This window comes from Modicisalibacter sp. (genome assembly GCF_055145905.1).
Window position 1 is genome coordinate 197,793 of sequence record NZ_JBSREH010000001.1, and the last position, 21,033, is coordinate 218,825.

The following is a 21,033-nucleotide window of genomic DNA, read 5'->3' on the forward strand; positions in this document are numbered from 1 at the left end:
GATGCCTCCAGAGTCGAGGGGGTTTCATGACCGACCGGATACCGCTCCACGACACCACGACCCGCGTCTCGCTCTATGCCAAGCGCGAGCCGATCCACGTGCGGGCTGTCAAGGGCCGCTTCCAGCGGCTGCGGCGCGGTCTCGACTGGCTGCTGCTGGCGCTCTACGCGGGCCTGCCCTGGCTGACCTGGGATGGCCGCCAGGCGGTGTGGTTCGACATCCCCGCGCGCCAGTTCCACATCTTCGCCACCACCTTCTACCCCCAGGACGCCACCCTGCTCGCCTGGCTGCTGATCCTCGGCGCCTTCGGCCTGTTCCTGGTCACGGTGATCGCCGGACGGGTCTGGTGCGGCTACGCCTGCCCGCAGAGTGTCTGGACCTGGCTGTTCATCTGGGTCGAGCAGCGCCTGGAGGGCTCGCGCCATCGCCGCATCCGCCAGGCCGCCGGTCCGCCGGATGCCGCCGTCCGCGCGCGCAAGCTCGCCAAGCACGTCATCTGGCTGCTCATCGCCCTGGCCACCGGGGTGAGCTTCGTCGGCTACTTCACGCCGATCCGCGAGCTGGTCGCCGACCTGGCGACGCTCTCGGCGGGGGGCTGGGCGCTGTTCTGGACCGGGTTCTTCACGCTGTTCACCTACCTCAACGCCGGCTGGCTGCGCGAGCAGGTCTGCCTCTACATGTGCCCCTACGCCCGCTTCCAGTCGGTGATGTTCGACAAGGACACGCTGATCGTCTCCTACGACGCCGCCCGGGGCGAGCCACGCACGGCCGGCCGGCGCCGCGCCTCCACCGCGGACACGACGCCGGGCGACTGCATCGACTGCCGGCGCTGCGTGCAGGTCTGTCCCACCGGCATCGACATCCGCGACGGTCTGCAGTACGCCTGCCTGGGCTGCGCGGCCTGCATCGATGCCTGCGACGACGTCATGGACCAGCTGGGCCGGCCCCGCGGGCTGGTCCGTTACACCACCGAGCACGCCCTCGAGGGGCGCCCCACACGCTGGCTGCGCCCGCGCCTGATCGGCTACCTGGCGGCGCTGCTGGCCATGGTCGCGCTGCTGGCCTGGCAGCTGGCCGAGCGGGTGCCGCTCGACGCCGACCTCGAGCGCGACCGCCACCAGCTCTACGACGTCACCGCCGAGGGCGGCATCCGCAACGCCTACACGCTCCGGGTGCGCAACATGGACGCCCGCGCCCACCGCTACCGGCTGACGCTGCGCGGCATCGACGGTCTGCGCCTGAGCGACACCCAGCGCCTCACGCTCGCCCCCGGTGCCGGGCGCAGTCTGGCACTGTCGATCATCGCCCCCGCCGAGTCGCTGGACGCGCCCAGCCAGGCGTTTATCCTCGCGATCACCGCCATCGACGCCCCACGCATCCATCTGGCCAAGGAAGCCCGCTTCCTGGGGCCGGCAAGGAGATGACCATGCAACCTCCGGCACGCCCCTGGTACAAGGAATTCTGGCCCTGGTTCCTGCTCGGCATCCTGGCCATGGCGGTGGTCATGGGCACCACCACCCTGGTGCTGTCGATCACCAGCTTCGACGGCATGGTGGTGGACAACTATTACAAGAAGGGCCTGGCCATCAACCGGGTGCTGGAGCAGGACAAGAGGGCGCGCGAGCTGGGCCAGCGCGCTCGGCTGCGCATCGACGACGTCACCGGCGACGTCACCGTGACCCTCGAGGGCGACGCCCGCCCCGAGCGCCTGCGTCTCGCCCTGTTGTTCCCCACCCAGGACGGCCGTGACCGGCACATCACGCTGCGCCGGCTGCGCGGCGGCCAGTACAGCGGGCAGCTGCCCAGCGCGCTGCGCTATCGCTGGTACGTGCAGCTGCACCCGGACGTCCCCGAGCCCGCCTGGCGGCTCACCGGCGAGATCCACCTGCCGCAGACCCGGGCACAGTGGCTGGCCCCGCATGCGGAGTCGCCATGACCGGGGCGACAGCCACGCCCTGTTTTCACTGCGGTGCGCCGGTCCCGGCCGGCGCCCCCTGGCGGGTCAACGTCGACGACACGCCGCAGCCACTGTGCTGTCCCGGCTGCGAGGCCGTCGCCGGGGCCATCGTCGCCGGCGGCCTGGATGGCTACTACCGCTTTCGTACTCGGCTGCCCGAGCGCCCCGACACCGGCCGCCGCGCCCGGCCGGAGACCTGGCGGGTCTTCGACGACCCCGAGCTGCAGGCCGATTTCCTGCACCCCCTCGACGACGAACGGGCGGCCGTCACCCTGGCGGTGGAGGGCATCACCTGCGCGGCCTGCGCCTGGCTGATCGAGCACCGCCTCAACGCCCTCGACGGCGTGACGCGCAGCGCGGTCAATCTCAGCAACCATCGTCTGTACCTGGAGTGGGATCGCCGCCATCTGGCATTGTCGCGGATCCTCGCCGAACTCGCGGCGATCGGCTATCCGGCCCAGCCCTACGTGCCCGACGCGGCCCAGCAGCACCAGCAGCGCGAGGAGCGCCGGGCGGCGCGGCGGCTGATCGTCGCCGCCATCGCCATGATGCAGGTGATGATGTTCTCGATCCCGCATTACCTCCCCGGCGACGGCGGCATGAGCCCGCGCTTCCAAGCGCTCTTCCACGCCCTCTCGCTGGCCCTGGCCACGCTGGTGGTGGGCTACTGCGCCCAACCCTTCCTGCGTGGCGCCTGCCGCGACCTGCGCAGCCGCCACCTGGGCATGGACGTGCCGGTCACCCTGGCCATCCTCGCGGCCTACCTGGCCAGCGCCTACGGCGTCGCCACCGGCGGACCGGTCTACTTCGACTCGGTGACCATGTTCACGGCACTGCTGCTGGGCAGCCGCTATCTCGAGATGCGCGCCCGTCATCGCCACGGCCGCAGCGGCAATGCCCTGGCCGGCGTGCTGCCACGCAGCGCCCTGCGTCTCGATGCCGGCGGCCACGAGCAGGTCGTGCCCGCCACGCGGCTCGTGCCCGATGATCGCATCCGCGTGCTCCCCGGCGAGAGCGTGCCGGTCGATGGCGTGATTCTCGACGGCGCCTCGAGCCTCGACGAGGCCCTGCTGACCGGCGAGTCGCAGCCCGTGCCCCGGGGGCCGGGCGAGGCCGTCACCGGCGGCAGCCTCAACCTCGACACCACCCTAACCGTACGCGTCACCCGTACCGCCCGCGCCTCGCGGGCCGCCGAGATCCTCGCCCTCACCGATCGCGCGTTCAGCGAACGCCCGCGCCTGCTGGACACCGCCGCCCGACTGGCGCACCGCTTCGTCATCGGCGTGCTGCTGACCGCCCTGGGCGTGGCCCTGGCCTGGCTGGCGATCGACCCGTCGCGGGCGCTGTGGGTGACGATCTCGGTACTGGTGGTCACCTGCCCCTGCGCCCTGGCGCTGGCCATGCCCGCCGCCCTGTCCGCCTGCCATGGGCGGCTGCGCCGGCGGGGGGTGCTGCTCACCCGGGCCGATGCCATCGAGCATCTGGCCGACGCCACACGGGTCATCTTCGACAAGACCGGCACCCTGACCCGGGGCCGCCCGCGACTGGCCGAGACACACCCCCTCACTGCCGGGATCGACGCCGCCCGAGCGCGGACGCTGGCCGCCGCGCTGGAGGCCCACTCTGAACACCCCATCGCCCACGCCTTCGCCCCCTATCGCGTTCCCGGCATCACGGCGTGCAATGTCACTCGCCAGACAATGGGCAGCTTGAGCGGCGAGGTGGCGGGCCGCGCCCTGCGGCTGGGGCGTGCCGATGCCGTCATGAGCGCCCCGCCCGCACCGCCGCCCGGCGACGGCCAATGGCTGCTGCTGGCCGAGGCGACGACCCCGCTGGCCTGGTTCCGGCTCGAGGACACCCTGCGCGACGGCGCCGAGCAGGCCGTCGCCGCGCTCCGGGAGGCCGGGCTTGCCGTGGAACTGCTCTCCGGCGACGATACCCCCGCCGTGGCCGCCCTGGCCCGCCGGCTGAGCGTGACCGACTGGCAGGCCCGGGCCACCCCGGAGGCCAAGCTGGCCCATGTGCAGGCCCTGCAGGCCACCGGCGAGCGAGTGATCATGGTCGGCGACGGCATCAACGATGCCCCGGTGCTCGCCGCCGCCGATGTCTCGCTGGCGATGAACGAGGCCACCGACCTCGCCCGCACCCGCGCCGATGGCGTGCTGCTCGCCCCGCGGCTGGGGCGGCTGGCCGAGGCCGTGACGCTGGCGCGCCGGACCCGGCGCCTGATCCGCCAGAACCTCGCCTGGGCGCTGGGCTACAATCTCTGCGCGCTGCCGCTGGCCGCCACCGGCCTGGTGCCGCCCTGGGCGGCGGCACTGGGCATGGCGGGCAGCTCGCTGGTGGTGGTGGGCAATGCCCTGCGCCTCGGCCGTGACGCCGCCACATCGCTCCCCGATCCCGAGGAGACCGCACCATGAGCATCCTGTACCTGCTGATTCCGCTGTCGCTGCTGCTGCTGGGGCTGGCCGTGTGGGCGTTCTTCTGGGCGGTACGCTCGGGCCAGTTCGATGACCTGGAAGGTCCCGCCCATCGCATCCTGTTCGACGATGACGAGGGCGACCTGCCGGCCGCCCGCCAGCGCCGCCGCGACGGCACGTCCGACCCGGCGCCGGAGGAGGATGACACCCGCCGGGGACCGCGTCAGGGTCCGCCGCCATGATGCCCGCGGCCGTCCCCGACCTGCCGCCACTCGCCGCCGCCTTCGTGGTGGGGCTGCTCGGCGGCGCCCACTGCATCGGCATGTGCGGCGGCATCATGAGCGCACTGAGCTTCGCCGTGCCGCCCAGCCTGCGCAGCCCGCTGCGCCTGGGCGGGCTGCTGTTCGGCTACAACCTGGGGCGCATCGCCAGCTACATGCTCGCCGGGGCGCTGGTCGCCACGCTGGGCGGCTGGGTCGGTGACGGCGTCCCCCGGGCCCGCTTCGTGCTGCAGGGCCTGGCCATCGTGCTGCTGGTGATGATGGCCCTCTACCTGGCCGGCTGGTGGCGCGGGCTGACCCGCCTGGAAGCCGGCGGGCGCCACCTGTGGCGCCACCTGGAGCCCATCGGCCGGCGCCTGATGCCGGTGGTGCATGTCCCCCGGGCCGTGGCGCTGGGCGCGATCTGGGGCTGGCTGCCCTGCGGGCTGGTCTATTCGATGCTGGCCTGGAGCCTGGCCGCCGGCGGCGGCTGGCACGGCGCCCTGCTGATGGGCGCCTTCGGGCTGGGCACCCTGCCGGCGCTGCTGGTCACCGGCGCCGCCGCCCACCGGCTGACCCGGCTGGTCCGCCACCCGCTGGGCCGCACCCTGGCCGCGCTGCTGCTGCTGGGCTTCGCGCTGTGGCAGCTGTGGGGGCTTGTCGCCGTCATGGCGGGCCACCATGCGCCCCCCGCTTGACGCAGGTCAGACGCCCGACGGGTGCGGCGGCGTAGCATGAGACTGTCGTTTCCGGTTCGAGAGTCCGTCATGTCCGCCACCGCCGTCGATCCCCCCGTTGCTGCCGCCCCCGATCCGCGCGAAGCCGAGCTGATTCGCCGTTACGCGCACACGGGGCCGCGCTACACGTCCTATCCGACCGCGCTGGACTTCTCGCCGTCGTTCGGCGCCGAGGATTACACTGCGGCCCTGAAACGCAGCAATGCCGCGCGGCGGCCGCTGTCGCTCTACGTTCATATCCCGTTCTGCCGCAAGATCTGCTTCTACTGCGCCTGCAACAAGATCGCCACCAAGGACACGTCGCTGAGCGTAGGCTACCTCAGCCGCCTGGACCGCGAGATGGTGCTGACCTCGCGCCACCTCGATACCGGCCGCGAGGTGCGCCAGCTGCACTGGGGCGGCGGCACGCCGACCTTCCTGACCCTGGACCAGATGAGCGATCTGATCGACCGCCTGCATGCCCGCTTTGGGCTGTCCAGTGCGTCCGACCGTGACTATGCCATCGAGATCGACCCGCGCGAGGCCGATGTCCTCACCCTGCGCCACCTGCAGGCGCTGGGCTTCAATCGCATCAGCCTCGGCGTGCAGGACCTGGACCCCGAGGTGCAGCGCGCCATCAACCGCGTCCAGCCCCGCCAGCTGACCGAAAGCCTGGTCGAGGAGGCGCACCGGCTGGGGTTCCGCTCGCTCAACCTCGATTTGATTCTCGGCCTGCCGCACCAGACCCGCACCACCTTCGCCGAGACCCTGGAGCAGGTCATCGCCATGGCTCCGGCGCGGCTGTCGATCTTCAACTACGCTCACCTGCCGGAGCGCTTCAAGCCCCAGCGGCGCATCGATGCCGGCGCCCTGCCGGCGCCCGAGGAGAAGCTGGCCATGCTCATGGACACCCGGGAGCGCCTCGATGCGGCCGGCTACGTGCACATCGGCCTGGACCATTTCGCCCGTCCCGACGACAGCCTCGTTGTCGCCCAGCGCGAGGGGCGGCTGCACCGCAACTTCCAGGGCTACACCACCCACGGCGAATGCGACCTGGTGGGGCTGGGCGTCTCGGCGATCAGCCATCTCGACGACTGCTACGCTCAGAATCCGGTGCGCCTGGACGACTACGAGGCCGCCCTGGACGCCGGCCGCCTGCCCACCGCCCGGGGCCTGCGCCGCACCGCGGACGACCGCCTGCGCGCCTTCGTGATTCAGCGCCTGATGTGCGACCTGGCGCTCGACCTGGACGCCGTCGGCGAGCATTTCGGCCTCGACGCCGCGGCCTACCTGGCCGACTCGCTGCGCGCCCTGGAGCCGGCCGAGCGCGACGGCCTGATCACGCGGCACGGCAACCGGCTCGAGGTCACGCCGCTGGGTCGGCTGCTGGTGCGTCATCTGGCGATGGCCTTCGATACCCGCACCAGCGGTCATCGGGGTCGCCACTCCCGAATTCTCTAACAGTAAACTTTAATGAATCCCTCATCGCTTATTGCCCCGCATAGGGACTACCATAGGGAACGAGTCTTGATCGTTCGGGAGACCAACATGGCGAGTCACGCCCTTCATGCCGGCCGCCCCCGGCTGCAGGAAGCCCGCTGCCAGACCTGCAGCCTGAGTTCCCTGTGCCTGCCGCTCGCGCTGGAGTTCAATCAGATGGATCGCTTCGAGGCGATCATCCAGCGCCGTGCGCCACTCAAGAAGGGGGAGGCGCTGCTGCGCCAGGGGGATGCCTTCACCAGCGTCTTCGCGGTGCGCTCGGGGAGTCTCAAGCAGATTACCAGCGAGGGTGACGGCGAGGACCAGCTGACCAACTTCTACCTGCCCAGCGAGCTCGTGGGGCTCGACGGCATCGACGAGAAGCACTATCCCGGCAGCATCGTCGCGCTGGAGACCACCACGGTCTGCGAAATCCCCTTCGACCGTCTCGACCAGCTCTCCGAGACCCTGCCGGAGCTGCGCAACCAGCTCTATCGCAGCATGAGCAAGGAACTGCGCGACGACCGTCGCATGCTGCGCCTGCTGTCGCGCAAGACCGCCGACGAGCGCCTGGCCAGCTTCATCGTCAACCTGTCGTCACGCTTCCGCCGCCGCGGCTACTCGCCCTACAGCTTCCGGCTGTCGATGGCCCGCGCCGATATCGGCAACTACCTGGGCCTGGCCGTGGAAACCGTCAGCCGCATCATCGGCCGTTTCCAGCAGCACAAGCTGGTGGATGTGCAGGGCCGCGAGGTGCATATCCTCGACCTCGACGCCCTGGAAGCCCTGGCGGAAGGCGACCACGAGCACTGATCCGGCGCGCATCGCGCGCCGGCGGTTCAGGCCTCCCGGGCCAGCAGGTCCAGCGCGTCGATGCGTGAGGCGTTCAGTCGCTGCTGCTTCGCCTCGAGCCCCGCGAAGTCGAACAGTTCGCGATCGGCCAGCTGCGACGGCGCGACGTTGGTCACCGCCTTGAACATCGTCTCCAGCCGGCCGGGGTGCTTCTTCTCCCACTCGGCCAGCATCTCCTTGACCACCTGACGCTGCAGATTGGGCTGCGAACCGCATAGATTGCAGGGGATGATCGGGAATTCCATCAGTCGCGCGAACTCGGCGATGTCCGCTTCGCGGCAGTAGGCGAGCGGGCGGATGACGATGTTCTTGCCGTCGTCGGAGAGCAGCTTGGGCGGCATCGCCTTGAGGCTGCCGCCGTAGAACATGTTGAGGAACAGCGTCTCGAGGATATCCTCGCGATGGTGGCCCAGCGCCACCTTGGTCGCACCGATCTCTTCGGCGAAGCCGTACAGCGAACCGCGCCGCAGCCGCGAGCACAGGGCACAGGTGGTCTTGCCCTCCGGCGTCTTCTCCTTGACCACCGAATAGGTATCACGCTCGAGGATGTGGTAGTCGACGCCGATACCGTCGAGGTATTCCGGCAGAACATGCTCGGGAAAGCCGGGCTGCTTCTGGTCCAGATTGACCGCCACCAGCGAGAAGTTCACCGGCGCATTGCGCTGCAGGTTGCGCAGGATTTCCAGCATGGTGTAGGAATCCTTGCCGCCCGACAGGCAGACCATCACCTTGTCGCCCTCGCCGATCATGTTGTAATCGATGATGGCGTTGCCGACCTGGCGACGCAGGCGTTTCTGCAGCTTGTTGAACTCGCGTTTCTGGGTACCAGTAAGTGCTTGCATGGGAAAGGCGACACGCGGGGAAATGGAAGGCGCGCCTATGCTACCACCCCCTCCGGTGAGTTGCGACGCCCACGACCCGGCGTCACAGCCCCTGCAGCACCATCAGATAGCGCAACGCCACGCCGAGCGACAGCAGCAGCACCCCCGCCCGTTGCAGGTGAGTTTCCTGGCGGGTCAGTACCAGCCGGCGTTCCCAGAACAGCACCACGCTGCGCAGCTCCTGCGTGCGACGGGCGTACCTTGCACACACGAACAACATCAGGCCCAGCCCCGCGATCAGACACAGATTCTGCAATTCCAGCACCCTGGCTCTCCTCCTCATTGTTGGCATTGTCGCCGGGTTCACGCCCGGGCATCAGACCGCGTCACAGGCGCCCTGTTTCAGACGCACGTACATCAGTGCGGTGGTCACCGCATCCCCCAGCGCGGTATGGCGCTGCATCAGCGGCACCTTGAGCGACCGGGCCACGCTCTCGAAGGCCATGTGCGGCTCGACCTGCGGCTGGGTGCGGCGCATCCGGCGACGATACTCCTGCGCCAGATCGACGGTGGCGTTGGGCAGGTCGAAGCCGAAGCGTGGGCGCAGGTGGCGGTTGATCACCGCGATGTCGAAGTCCACGCACCAGCCCAGCAGCGGCCGATTACCGATGAAGTCGAGCAGCGCCTCCAGCGCCTCGCCCACCGGCAGGCCGTCGTTGAGATCAACGCCGCGCAGTCCGTGAATCTTGATCGAATCGGCACCGAGACTGTCCGGGCGCTGCAGGCGCAGGTCCAGCGCCCCGCTGGTCAGCACCCGGTCGCCCTTGATGCAGACGGCCGCCAGCGACACCAGCTCGGCGGTGCGCGGATCCAGACCGGTGGTCTCGCAGTCGATGGCCACCAGCTCGTCGCCGGTGTACGGGTTGAACAGCCACCCGTAGCGCCCGTTGATCTGGCGACGGCGATCGGCCGCCCGGCGCAGGGATCGCAGCATCACGAATACTCCAGATGAAAGCGGTACGACAGGCGCTGCTTGAACTCCTTGACCAGATGCAGCGCCTCGCGCAACAGGTCGCGCTCCAGTGTCGACAGTCGCTGGACCACCACCAGGTTGGCGTCGTCACCGGGCTGGCCGGCCTCTTCGAGGCGGGCCAGCTGCTGGTTGAGGCGCAGCTCGGCGAACAGCGACAGCGCCTCGCCGAGATCCGCGGCGAAGGCGGCTTCCAGGCGGCCGTCAGCCACCAGGGCGTCGAGCCGGGCCAGCGTCGAGGTGGGTCGGATACGCCGCTCGAGCGCCAGGGTTCGCACCCCGTGGACGATCGGAAAGATGCCGCCCTTCTTGATGTCGATGCCGTGGGTCGGCCGCTTGAGCGAGCCGAACAGCGTCAGGGGCGTGGAGAAGCTCAGCACGGCGCGGGCGAAGTAGGACAGCAGCAGCTCGTCGTGGGAGCAGCGCGCGAACAGCGCCTCGCGCAACGTCTCGAGCAGCGCCGGGTTGCCGCCCACGGCATGGGCGTCGAGCAGGATGGTCAGGTTCATCAGCGCAGGGCCGTCGCGCTGCTCGGCCCAGCGGTCGATACGCTGCCGCCAGCCTTCGAGGCCGTCCACCCACTGCGGGTTGCTGACCATGATGTTGCCCGGACAACGCGGATAGCCCAGCGTCAGCAGCCGTTCGGTGAACCGGTCCATCTGCTCGGCCCGCTCGGGCCAGTCGGCCCCGTCGGCGAGGATCAGGCCGTTGTCCTGGTCGGTCTTGAGAATCTGTTCGCCACGCCCCTCGCTGCCCATCACCATCAGACAACAGTCACGCCGGTGCTCGGCCGGCACGGTCAGATCGAAGGTCTTGCTGATGATCCGCCCGTTGAGCGCTGCCAGCAGCTCCATGGCGAAGCGCAGCTTGACGCCCTGAGCCATGAGCGACCGGACCAGCCCCGGCAGACGCGCACTGGCGCGGGCCAGGGCCTCGAGATCCTCGGCCTGCTCCAGTTCGAGGCTGACCGTGTAGGAGCGGCTGGAGAAGAAGCTCAGCACATCGGTCAGCTCGACCACCCCCACCGGCTGCTCGCCTTCGACCACCACCACCCGCTCCACTTCGTGACGGGTCATGGCGATCAGTGCCTGGAACAGATAGTCGTCGGGGCGCACGGTGATCAGCGGAAAGTGGGCGATGCCCAGCACGGGGGCGGCGCGATCGAGCGACTGGACGATCAGCGCATCGAGCAGATCTGTCTTGGTCAGCATGCCGTGACGCCCGGCCGCCGCCACCAGCAGGCTGTCGGCGCCGATCTCGCGCAGGCGCAATGCCGCCTCGGCAATGCTGGTGTCGCCGTCGATCAGCCGGGGCGCTCGCATGCACTCGGCGACTCGCGCCAGCATGAACCCGGCCATGGTGACACCCCCCGTGGTGCGCCGCTCGGCGAGCAGGCGCGTCTTGTCGGCCAGGTTCTGCCGAAAGTAGTCGGCGAAGGCCGGATACTCGCTGCACAGTGTTTCGAACAGCGAGCGCGGTAGCAGATAGCACAGGCTTTCCTGCTCCGCGATGAAACGATAGCGGCTCTGGCCGTTGAGAATGCTGATCGCGCCGAACAGATCGCCGGCGGTGTAGTGGCCGATGCGCTCGGAGGTGGCCGTGTCCAGCTCGGCGACTTCCCCCTTGTGGATGAGGAAGACGTATTCGCCGGGCTGGCCGGCATCGAGGATGATCTCGTCGGTGTCATAGTAGGCCAGGTCCACGCCGCGACGGACACGTTGCCGCCCTGCCTCGTCGAGCAGCGAGAACGGTGCCTGCGAGAGATCGATGTCGACCATCATGTCGCCCTCGTCGTGACAGCCTCGCCTGCCCGGCAACCCCGGACAGACGAGCCCTTGAATCAATTACCCTGGCCTTCATCGATACCGGGACTGCCTCGACAGGCTTCCGACACAACGAGGCCTCGGAAGGGCGAGCGGGGAATGCCGGCGTCACCGCCACCCGGGTCTCGACAGGGCCGCCGCAAGTTCATGGCATCTTCAGAACGTATCGCGACATCCACGACACCCAACCTAGAATACCAGCTTATCGTCTTTCAAATGAACATAGACCAATGTTCTATCAGCACCTTGCGTTAGACTATTTGCCTACCCCGAAACGGCTATACCATCGTTCTATGCTCAGCCCCCTTTCAAAGACCCACCGCCGAAAACGACACCCAACCATTTGATAAAAAACAGAAAATTGAAAACGTTTTTTCACCCTTTCATTTTATAATACCAAAGTATGGGATTTTATTTTTTCCGACTGTTGACCACTATTGCCTACGCAACCGGACACCGCGACCCTTTCCGAGTTCCATGAAAAACACAGGTTTCATGACAGCGGAAAACGCTTCCCGTCGCGACAATAAACAAGACCGCCAGGGAGACCTTTTCTTGGCATGAATCGTCACTATTCTGACGCTCCATTGCCATCCAATGGTCGAGAGCAAATGGCATGACGAGCAAGGAGAGCCAGGTTCCCCGCCGGACCTGAATTCCCCTCGAGGCCATATCTTCCTAATTACAAGCACGCGGAGAGCACCACCATGGCAGAAGAAAAAAGCAACGCGGAGGCCTACTGGAAGGCCAACCTTCGCCTGATCACCGGCTGCCTGATCGTCTGGGCACTGGTGTCCTACGGCTTCGCCATCCTGCTGCGCCCCATGCTGGCCGGCATCCCTGTCGGCGGCACCGACCTGGGCTTCTGGTTCGCCCAGCAGGGTTCCATCCTGACGTTCATTGGCCTGATCTTCTTCTACGCCTGGAAGATGAACCGGCTGGACAAGCAATACGGACTCGGGGAGTAAGCCAGCATGAGTCAGTTCGCGATCAACGTTCTCTTCGTCGGCGCTTCCTTTGCCCTCTACATCGGCATCGCCATCTGGGCCAAGGCCGGGTCGACCAAGGACTTCTACGTCGCTGGGGGCGGGGTGCACCCGGTCACCAACGGCATGGCGATCGGCGCCGACTGGATGTCGGCGGCCTCGTTCATCTCCATGGCCGGCCTCATCGCCGCCGGCGGCTACGCCAACTCCACCTTCCTGATGGGCTGGACGGGCGGCTACGTGCTGCTGGCCATGCTGCTGGCCCCCTACCTGCGCAAGTTCGGCAAGTTCACGGTGCCGGAATTCATCGGTGACCGCTTCTACAGCCGCACGGCGCGCATGGTGGCGGTGGTCTGCCTGATCGTGGCCTCGGTGACCTATGTCATCGGCCAGATGGCCGGTGCCGGCGTGGCCTTCTCGCGCTTCCTGGAAGTCGACGCGACCACCGGCCTGATCATCGCCGCCATCGTGGTGTTCTTCTATTCGGTGCTGGGCGGCATGAAGGGCATCACCTACACCCAGGTGGCCCAGTACATCGTGTTGATCATCGCCTACACCATCCCGGCGGTGTTCATCTCGCTGCAACTGACCGACAACCCGATACCGGCCCTGGGCCTGTTCTCCGACCACACCGCCTCCGGCGAGCCGCTGCTGTCCAAGCTCAACGAGGTGGTCACCGCGCTGGGCTTCAACTCCTACACGGGCATGGTCGACAACAAGCTCAACATGGTGCTGTTCACCCTGTCGCTGATGATCGGTACCGCCGGCCTGCCCCACGTCATCATGCGCTTCTTCACCGTGCCCAAGGTGGCCGATGCGCGCTGGTCCGCCGGCTGGGCGCTGGTGTTCATCGGTCTGCTCTACCTGACCGCACCGGCCGTGGCCTCCATGGCACGCCTGAACCTGATGACCACCATCTACCCGGACATGGCCGGCCAGGTCGAGAACTACGACGCCGCGGCCGCCGACTCCATCGCCTATGCGGATCGCCCCAACTGGATCCGTACCTGGGAGGAAACCGGGCTGATCACCTTCGAGGACAAGAACAACGACGGCAAGATCCAGTTCTACAACCCCTCCGCCGACTTCTCCGATCGCGGCTGGAAGGGCAACGAACTGACCGTCAACAATGACATCCTGGTGCTGGCCAACCCGGAAATCGCCAACCTGCCCGGCTGGGTGATCGGCCTGATCGCCGCGGGCGGCCTGGCAGCGGCGCTGTCCACCGCCGCCGGTCTGCTGCTGGCAATCTCCTCGGCGATCAGCCACGACCTGATCAAGGGGGCCATCAACCCCAACATCACCGAAAAGGGCGAACTGCTGGCGGCGCGCATCTCGATGTCGGTAGCCATCGTCGTCGCCACCTATCTCGGTGCCAACCCGCCGGGGTTCGCCGCCCAGGTGGTGGCCCTGGCCTTCGGCATCGCCGCCGCCTCGCTGTTCCCGGTGCTGATGATGGGGATCTTCTCCAAGCGGGTGAACAACAAGGGGGCCATCGCCGGCATGCTTTCCGGCCTGATCTTCACCCTGGTGTACATCTTCGTCTACAAGGGCTGGTTCTTCATTCCGGGCACCAACAACCTGGCAGACACCCCGGCCAACTGGGTGATGGGCATCTCGCCGCTGTCGATCGGTGCCGTGGGGGCGATCATCAACTTCGCCGTGGCCTACGCCGTCTCCAACGCGAGCGAGCAACCGCCGCAGGAGATCCAGGACCTGGTGGAAAGCGTGCGCTATCCCAAGGGTGCTGGTGGGGCCGTCGACCACTGAGCCATAATGGCCCTTCGGCCCGGCTGGCCCGGGCCGCGGGATCACACTTCATCGGGCTTCCTGCGGGAAGCCCGTTTGCGTCTTGACAAGGGAACGACATGCTTTGGCAACTGATCGCGGCGATCTTCGCCGGTCTCGGCGCCGCGGGGATCGGCCTGATCCTGCGACAACTCAGCGGCAAGCGCCTGCCGCGCTGGATCGTGCCGGCGCTGGGCGGGCTGGGGATGCTCGCCTACCAGATCCACTACGAATACACCTGGTTCGACAACAAGCAGGCCCGACTGCCGGCATCCGCACAGGTGGTCTCGAAGCAGAAGGAGCGGATGTTCTGGCGCCCCTGGACCTACATCGCCCCCCTGACCACCGGCTTCGACGTCATCGACCGCGACAATCTCGTCACCCGGCATGCAGACGGCGAGCGCCTCGTCGAGTTCATTCTCTACCACTTCGAGCGCCAGCCTGCCGACCAGGTCTCGCACCATGGCTACCTGCTCAACTGCGACGCCCGGGACCTGGTGCCGCTGGCCGACAAGACACAGCAGCCGCAGACGCAGTCGATGCGTCACCTCGAGACCTCGGCACCGCTCTACCGGGCCCTCTGCGCCGGCAGCTGAGGCGCTTCTCCACGCATACCGCGAACCCGGCACGGCCATGACTGCCCTCGTGCCGGGCATTCCCCTAGAATGGCGGCAAACCAAGGGGGAGTGTCCATGTTTGCTGGCTGGCTGCTGATCGCCGTCTCGCTGTGTTACATCGCCATCCTGTTCCTGATCGCATGGCGTGGCGACCGGCACGCCCGTCGCCACGGCCCGGCCAGCCGCCGTCCGGTGATCTACAGCCTGGCGCTGGCCATCTACTGCACCTCGTGGACCTACTACGGCGCCGTGGGCCAGGCGGCCACGTCCGGCTGGTCGTTCGCCAGCATCTTCATCGGCCCGCTGCTGACCTTCGGGCTATTCTGGCCGGTGCTGGCCAAGATGATCCGCATCGCCAAGCGTCAGAACGTCACCTCGATCGCCGACTTCATCGCCTCGCGCTACGGCAAGACCCAGTCGCTGGCGGCGTTCGCCAGCCTGGTGGCACTGATCGGCACGTTGCCCTACATTGCCCTCCAGCTCAAGGCGGTATCGTCGGCCTTCACGGTGCTGACCGCGTCCACCGACGTCACCCGGGCGCCGCTGTTCGCCGACACGGCCTTCTATGTCGCCGTGGTGATGGCCCTGTTCGCGATTCTCTTCGGCACGCGCCACACCGACGCCACCGAGCACCATGAAGGGCTCATCCACGCCATCGCCTTCGAGTCGGTAGTCAAGCTGGGCGCCTTCCTGGCGCTGGGCGCCTACGTCACCTGGGGGGTGTTCGACGGCCTCAGCGACGTGCTCGGGCGGGCCGACCATTACCTGCAGCTGGAGCGCCAGCTCACCGAGCAGGACTTCGGCCAGAGCTTCTGGGCGCAGACCCTGCTGGCGATGCTGGCGGTCTTCTGCCTGCCCCGCCAGTTTCACGTCACCGTGGTCGAGAACACCCACCGCGACGACGCCGCGCGGGCACGCTGGCTGTTTCCCCTGTATCTGGTGGCCTTCGGCTTCTTCGTTCTGCCGCTGGCCGCCGCCGGGCTCACCCTGTTCCCGGACGGCAGCATCGAGCCGGATACCTTCGTGCTGGCCCTGCCGATCGCCCTGGGCAACGACTGGCTGACCCTGTTCACCTTCATCGGCGGCTTCTCGGCGGCCACCGGCATGGTCATCGTCGCCACCGTGGCGGTGTCGATCATGATCTCCAACGAGATCGTCATCCCGCTGCTGTTCCGGCTGCGCTGGTTCGACACCAAGGCCCGCGACTACGGCCGACTGGTGCTGCGCGCGCGCCGGGTGACCATCGTGGTGATCCTGGCGCTGGCCTACGTCTTCTACCAGCTGATCGCCGAGTTCAGCTCGCTGGCCTCCACCGGCATGCTCTCCTTCGCCGCCGCCGCGCAGTTCGCCCCGGCGCTGATCGGCGGGCTGTACTGGAAGCGCGGCAACCGCCTGGGCGTGATCGTGGGCATGAACCTGGGCTTCGCCATCTGGGCCTACACCCTGCTGCTGCCGGCGCTGATCAAGGCCGGCGTGGTGCCCGGCGACTGGCTGGCCGGCGGCCCCTTCGGCATCGACTGGCTGTCCCCCGCGCAGCTCTTCGGGCTGAGCGTGGGCAGCCCCTTCACCCACGGCGTGATGCTGTCGCTGGGGGCCAACCTGATCGGCTACATCTTCGTCTCGCAGATCACCCCGCAGCGCGTGGTCGAGCGCATCCAGGCCTCGCTGTTCGTCGACAGCGTCGAGACCCGCCAGACGTCGGTCAACCGGCCCTGGACCGGCGCCACCACGGTGGGCGACCTCAAGGTGCTGTGCGAACGCTTCCTGAGTGCCGATCAGGTCGAGCGCGCCTTCGACGACTTCGCGCGGCGCAACGGCAAGACCCTGGACTACAACGCCCGCGCCTCGATCGACGTCATCCAGTTCACCGAGCGCTTTCTGGCCTCGGTGCTGGGTGCCTCCTCGGCGCGTATCGTCGTCAACTCGGCGCTGCAGGGCCGCGGCATCGGCATCTCGGATGTGATCTCGATCGTCGACGAGGCCTCGCAGGTCCTCGAGTTCAACCGCGCCCTGCTGCAGGCCACCATCGAGAACATCAACCAGGGCATCAGCGTGGTCGACCAGAACCTGCGCCTGGTGGTGTGGAACCAGCGCTACCTGGAGCTGTTCCGCTTTCCCGACCACCTGATCCGGGTCGGCGCGCCCTTCGACAAGGTGCTGCGCTACAACGCCCACAACGGCGAGTACGGCCCCGGCGATCCCGAGGAGCACGTCGAGCTGCTGATGGACAACATCCGTCAGGGCCATCCGCACCGCTACGTGCGCTACCGCCAGGACGGCACCGTGCTCGAGGTGCAGGGCAATCCCATGCCCGGCGGCGGCTTCGTCTACACCTACCAGGACATCACCCAGCAGAAGCGCACCGAGGAAGCGCTGATCCGCTCCGAGAACAACATCCGCATCTACACCGACAACGTGCCGGCGCTGATCGCCTACTTCGACAAGGAGTGCCGCTACCTCTTCACCAACCGCGCCTACGAGCAGGTCTTCCACGTCGACCGCAACGACGTGATCGGCAAGCGCGTGGAAAACGTCATGTCGGCGACCGTGGCCCGCGAGCGGGCGCCGTGGATGCGCCGCGCCCTGGAGGGCGAGCGGGTCAGTTTCGAGATCTCCCTGGACGACGGCGACGGCGGCGTCCGCTACATGCTGGTCACCTACACCCCGCACTTCGGCGACAGCGGTTCGATCCTCGGCTTCTTCGCCCTCTACCAGGACATCACCGAGCGCCGCCTGGCCGAGATCGCCCTGAAGGAAACCAACGAGAATCTCGAGGAACGCGTGCGCGAGCGCACCCAGGCGCTGTCGGAGGCCAACGCCGCGCTGCGCCAGGAAAACCGCGTACGCGCCGAGGCCGAGCAGGCCCTGCGCCAGGCCAAGCAGGTCGCCGAGGACGCCAACGCCTCGAAGACCCGCTTCCTCGCCGCGGCCAGCCACGACCTGCTGCAGCCACTCAACGCCGCCCGCCTGTTCACCTCGGCACTCTCCCAGGAGCAGCTCGATGACGATCATCGCCGCACCATCGGCCATATCGACAATTCGCTGCAGGCCGCCGAGGAGCTGCTGGGCACCCTGCTCGACATCTCCAAGCTCGACGCCGGCGCTCTGACGCCGCGGCGCAGCCAGTTCGCCCTGGCCGACATCTTCCGCCCGCTGCGTGCCGAGTTCGAGGTGATGGCCGAAGAGCGCGGGCTCGACCTGGACGTGGTGCCCACCACCTGCTGGGTGGACAGCGACGCCCAGATGCTGCGACGCATCGTGCAGAACTTTCTCTCCAACGCCCTGCGCTACACCCAGCAGGGCCGCGTGCTGCTGGGCTGCCGGCGTCACGGCCGGCGGCTGTCGATCGAGGTCTGGGACACCGGCCCGGGCATCCCCGCCGCCAAGCAGGCGGAGATCTTCCAGGAGTTCCGCCGCCTCGACCAGGCCTCGCGCCACAAGGAGAGCGAGAAGGGGCTGGGGCTGGGGCTGTCGATCGCCGACCGCATGAGCCGCGTGCTCGACCATCCGATCCGGGTGCGCTCCTGGGAGGGCGTGGGTACCGTCTTTTCCGTCGACGTGCCGATGGTCGAGGCCCGGGCGGCGGAGGACGCCCCGAACGAGCCCGTCGCCCGGCGGGCCGGCAACAAGCTCGAGGGCACGCGGATCGTCTGCATCGACAACGAGACGCTGATCCTCGAGGGCATGAAGGCGATGCTCACCGGCTGGGGCTGCGAAGTGTTCACGGCTACCTCGATCGGCGGCGCCAAGTCGATCCTGCGCCACCTCGGCGGCGACCCCGACGCGATTCTCGCCGACTACCACCTCGACAACGAGGTCACCGGCCTGATGGCGCTGGAAGCCCTGCTCGAACGCTGTCAGGGCCCGGTGCCCGGCATCGTGATCACCGCCGACCGCACCGAGGAGGTCGCCGAGACGATCAAGCGCGGCGGCTACCAGCTGCTGCTCAAGCCGGTGCGCCCGGCGGCGCTGCGCGCACTGCTGACCCGCACCCTGCAGGCCAATCGCGCCGCCCGTCAGACGACCTGACGGCCGCCTGCCCGATTGGGCAGGGCGCGCGCCCCCGGTTACCCTGAAGACACCAGGTCAACCGGGGCGGCGGCATGGGTACCACGCTTTCCGACGACACCCTGCGTGCCAGGGCGCGTCGTGCACTGGCCGGCCGGCCCCGGGGATGGGGCTGGACGGTCTTCTTCGGCCCGGCGCTGATCGCCGCGGTCGCCTATATCGATCCCGGCAACTTCGCCACCAACATCGAGGCCGGCTCGCGCTACGGCTATGCCTTGCTGTGGGTGGTGCTCGCCGCCAACCTGATGGCGATGCTGATCCAGTCGCTGTCGGCGCGTCTGGGCCTGGCCACGGGCCGCAACCTGCCCGAGGTGATCCGCGAGCGCTACCCGCGGCCGGTAGTCTGGCTTTACTGGGTCCAGGCGGAGATCGTCGCCATCGCCACCGACCTGGCCGAATTCCTGGGCGCGGCGCTGGCCTTCCACCTGCTCTTCGGCCTGACCCTGCTCGAGGGTGCCCTGCTCACCGGCGCCATCACCTACCTGACGCTGCTGCTCTACCGCTACGGCTTCCGCCTCATGGAGCTGATCATCGGCGCCATGATCCTGGCCGTGGCCAGCGGCTTCCTGCTGGAGATGCTGCTCGGCCGGCCGGCGCCGCGCCCCTTCCTCGAGGGCCTGCTGATTCCCGGCTTCCCCGACGGCTATGCCCTCTACCTGGCGGCCGGCATCCTCGGCGCCACGGTGATGCCCCACGTCATCTACCTGCACTCGGCGCTGCTGCAGCGGCGCATCCCGGCCGACGACGACGACCAGCGCCGTCGCCTGATGCGCTATTCCCGGCTCGATGTCATCGTCGGCATGGCCATCGCCGGGCTGATCAACCTGAGCATCCTGGCGCTGGCCGCGGCGGCCTTTCATGCCCAGGGGCGCACCGGCGTCGCCACCATCCGCGACAGCTACCAGCTGCTGGCCCCGATGCTCGGCCGGGAGCTGGCCAGCCACCTGTTCGGCGCCGCCCTGCTGCTGGCCGGCCTCTCCTCGTCGGTGGTCGGCACCCTCTCCGGCCAGGTGATCATGCAGGGGTTCGTGCGCTTCACCATCCCGCTGTGGCTGCGGCGCGTTGTCACCATGGCCCCGGCAATCGCGGTGATCCTGCTCGGCATCTCGGAGCAGCGCGCCCTGGTGGCCAGCCAGGTGATCCTGAGCTTCGGCATCCCCTTCGCGCTGATTCCGCTGCTGACCTTCACCGCCGACCGCCGGCTGATGGGCAACCTGGTCAACTCGCGGGCGATCACCCTGATCGGTGGCCTGGTCTGTGCGCTGATCATTGCCCTGAACGGCTATGTACTGGTCTTTTCCCTGCTGCCGCACTGACACGACGCCGTTACCCCCGGGCCACAAACGACGACGCCGCCCCGGAGGGCGGCGTGCGCAGGACGACGAACCGATGGCGAGGCGTCAGGACTCGACCTTGGGCGGCTCCACCTCGAGCTTCTGGGCGGCGATCACCGCCTGGGTGCGCGAGTGGACCCCCAGCTTGCGGAGGATGGCCGTGACGTGCGCCTTGATGGTCGCCTCGCTGACGTTGAGCTCGAAGGCGATCTGCTTGTTGAGCAGCCCCTCGGTGAGCATGTTGAGCACCCGGAACTGCTGCGGGGTCAGCGACGCGATCGCCTCGGCGAAGCGGGTGTCCTCCTCGTCGGACTCGCCGATCGCCTTGGCGAGGTCTTCGGGCAGCCAGATCTCGCCGTCGAGGATCTCGCCGACCGCCTCGGCGATGACCGTCAGCGAGGCCGACTTGGGAATGAAGCCCGAGGCGCCGTAATCGATGGCGCGCCGCACCACATGCGGCTCGTCGCTGCCGGAGATCACCGCCACGGGGATTTCCGGGGTCTGACCACGCAGCTGGATCAGTCCCGAAAAGCCATGCGCGCCCGGCATGTGCAGATCGAGCAGGATCAGGTCGGCATCGGGATGCCGGGTCACTACCTCGGTGGTCGCTTCCATGGTATCGGATTCGACAATCTCGGCCTGCGGGGCAACTTGTCGCAACGCCTGGGTCAGGGCTGCTCGGAACAGCGGGTGATCATCGGCGACGATGAATTTCTGGGCAAAGGCCATTGAGTCTCCTCCGGATCCTCCTGCAGCGAGCTGCCACGCCGACGGGTCGACCCCACCGGCGCCAGGCTTGCCGCCTTTTTCGTGTCTGGCATGTTACCCCATGCCCGTGCCGTTTCCCAAGCGCCGTCATCCCTCGAGACGAATACCGTTGAC

The 21,033-nt window shown here is 68.0% G+C and carries 17 protein-coding genes; 12 read left to right on the top strand and 5 right to left on the bottom strand.

The features are described 5' to 3' along the window. Nucleotides 1-26: 26 nt before the first annotated feature. From ccoG to fnr, 7 genes are all read left to right on the top strand, one after another. Nucleotides 27-1,424, top strand: coding sequence for a cytochrome c oxidase accessory protein CcoG (ccoG, locus tag ACTCB7_RS00945; protein ID WP_463005227.1), 1,398 nt, complete (start codon nt 27-29; stop codon nt 1,422-1,424). A 2-nt stretch (nt 1,425-1,426) separates the two neighbouring features. Then, entirely contained in the window at nt 1,427-1,936 is a 510-nt protein-coding gene (locus ACTCB7_RS00950; RefSeq protein WP_224415804.1) for a FixH family protein, read from the top strand. Next, complete coding sequence (locus tag ACTCB7_RS00955) at nt 1,933-4,377, top strand: heavy metal translocating P-type ATPase (RefSeq protein WP_463005228.1); 2,445 nt, start codon at nt 1,933-1,935, stop codon at nt 4,375-4,377. The genes ACTCB7_RS00950 and ACTCB7_RS00955 overlap by 4 nt, the downstream gene beginning before the upstream one ends. After that, nucleotides 4,374-4,619, top strand: coding sequence for a cbb3-type cytochrome oxidase assembly protein CcoS (gene ccoS, locus ACTCB7_RS00960; RefSeq protein WP_463005229.1), 246 nt, complete (start codon nt 4,374-4,376; stop codon nt 4,617-4,619). Before ACTCB7_RS00955 ends, ccoS begins: the two co-directional genes overlap by 4 nt. Continuing rightward, nucleotides 4,619-5,335, top strand: a complete 717-nt coding sequence (locus tag ACTCB7_RS00965; RefSeq protein ID WP_463005341.1) for a sulfite exporter TauE/SafE family protein — start codon at nt 4,619-4,621, stop codon at nt 5,333-5,335. The genes ccoS and ACTCB7_RS00965 overlap by 1 nt, the downstream gene beginning before the upstream one ends. 69 nt (nt 5,336-5,404) lie before the next feature. After that, nucleotides 5,405-6,814 carry an oxygen-independent coproporphyrinogen III oxidase gene (gene hemN / locus ACTCB7_RS00970; RefSeq protein ID WP_463005230.1) on the top strand — a complete coding sequence of 470 codons (1,410 nt, stop codon included), beginning with the start codon at nt 5,405-5,407 and terminating at the stop codon, nt 6,812-6,814. Nucleotides 6,815-6,901: 87 nt separating this feature from the next. Next, on the top strand, nt 6,902-7,645 hold the full coding sequence (gene fnr, locus ACTCB7_RS00975; RefSeq protein ID WP_463005231.1) for a fumarate/nitrate reduction transcriptional regulator Fnr: 744 nt from the start codon (nt 6,902-6,904) through the stop codon (nt 7,643-7,645). A 26-nt stretch (nt 7,646-7,671) separates the two neighbouring features. Here the strand turns inward: fnr and ttcA are convergent, their stop codons facing one another. The 4 genes from ttcA to ACTCB7_RS00995 form a co-directional block, all read right to left on the bottom strand. Then, nucleotides 7,672-8,526 (bottom strand): tRNA 2-thiocytidine(32) synthetase TtcA, encoded by an 855-nt coding sequence (ttcA, locus tag ACTCB7_RS00980; RefSeq protein WP_224420585.1) that lies wholly within the window; start codon nt 8,524-8,526, stop codon nt 7,672-7,674. A gap of 82 nt (nt 8,527-8,608) precedes the next feature. Then, on the bottom strand, nt 8,609-8,830 hold the full coding sequence (locus ACTCB7_RS00985; RefSeq protein WP_224415809.1) for a hypothetical protein: 222 nt from the start codon (nt 8,828-8,830) through the stop codon (nt 8,609-8,611). A gap of 51 nt (nt 8,831-8,881) precedes the next feature. After that, a complete protein-coding gene (locus ACTCB7_RS00990; protein ID WP_224416809.1) occupies nt 8,882-9,499 on the bottom strand; it encodes a 3'-5' exonuclease in 618 nt (205 codons plus the stop codon). Further along, nucleotides 9,499-11,313, bottom strand: a complete 1,815-nt coding sequence (locus ACTCB7_RS00995) for a DUF294 nucleotidyltransferase-like domain-containing protein (protein ID WP_463005342.1) — start codon at nt 11,311-11,313, stop codon at nt 9,499-9,501. Before ACTCB7_RS00995 ends, ACTCB7_RS00990 begins: the two co-directional genes overlap by 1 nt. A gap of 752 nt (nt 11,314-12,065) precedes the next feature. Between ACTCB7_RS00995 and ACTCB7_RS01000 the strand changes: the two genes are divergently transcribed. The 5 genes from ACTCB7_RS01000 to ACTCB7_RS01020 all read left to right on the top strand — a co-directional run bounded on the left by ACTCB7_RS01000 (nt 12,066) and on the right by ACTCB7_RS01020 (nt 20,133). After that, the gene (locus ACTCB7_RS01000) at nt 12,066-12,326 is read left to right on the top strand and encodes a DUF4212 domain-containing protein (protein ID WP_163648244.1); all 261 of its coding nucleotides are present in this window, start codon (nt 12,066-12,068) and stop codon (nt 12,324-12,326) included. 6 nt (nt 12,327-12,332) lie between these two features. After that, complete coding sequence (locus ACTCB7_RS01005; protein WP_463005232.1) at nt 12,333-14,114, top strand: sodium:solute symporter family protein; 1,782 nt, start codon at nt 12,333-12,335, stop codon at nt 14,112-14,114. Between the two features lie 98 nt (nt 14,115-14,212). Continuing rightward, nucleotides 14,213-14,728: a hypothetical protein gene (locus ACTCB7_RS01010; RefSeq protein ID WP_224420582.1), complete on the top strand. Its 516-nt coding sequence runs from the start codon at nt 14,213-14,215 to the stop codon at nt 14,726-14,728. A gap of 96 nt (nt 14,729-14,824) precedes the next feature. After that, entirely contained in the window at nt 14,825-18,778 is a 3,954-nt protein-coding gene (locus tag ACTCB7_RS01015) for a hybrid sensor histidine kinase/response regulator (protein WP_463005233.1), read from the top strand. Nucleotides 18,779-18,852: 74 nt separating this feature from the next. Further along, entirely contained in the window at nt 18,853-20,133 is a 1,281-nt protein-coding gene (locus ACTCB7_RS01020; protein WP_463005234.1) for an Nramp family divalent metal transporter, read from the top strand. 84 nt (nt 20,134-20,217) lie between these two features. On the opposite strand, the gene ACTCB7_RS01025 is transcribed toward ACTCB7_RS01020, so the two are convergent. After that, nucleotides 20,218-20,880 (bottom strand): response regulator, encoded by a 663-nt coding sequence (locus tag ACTCB7_RS01025; protein WP_463005235.1) that lies wholly within the window; start codon nt 20,878-20,880, stop codon nt 20,218-20,220. Between the last annotated feature and the right edge of the window lie 153 nt (nt 20,881-21,033).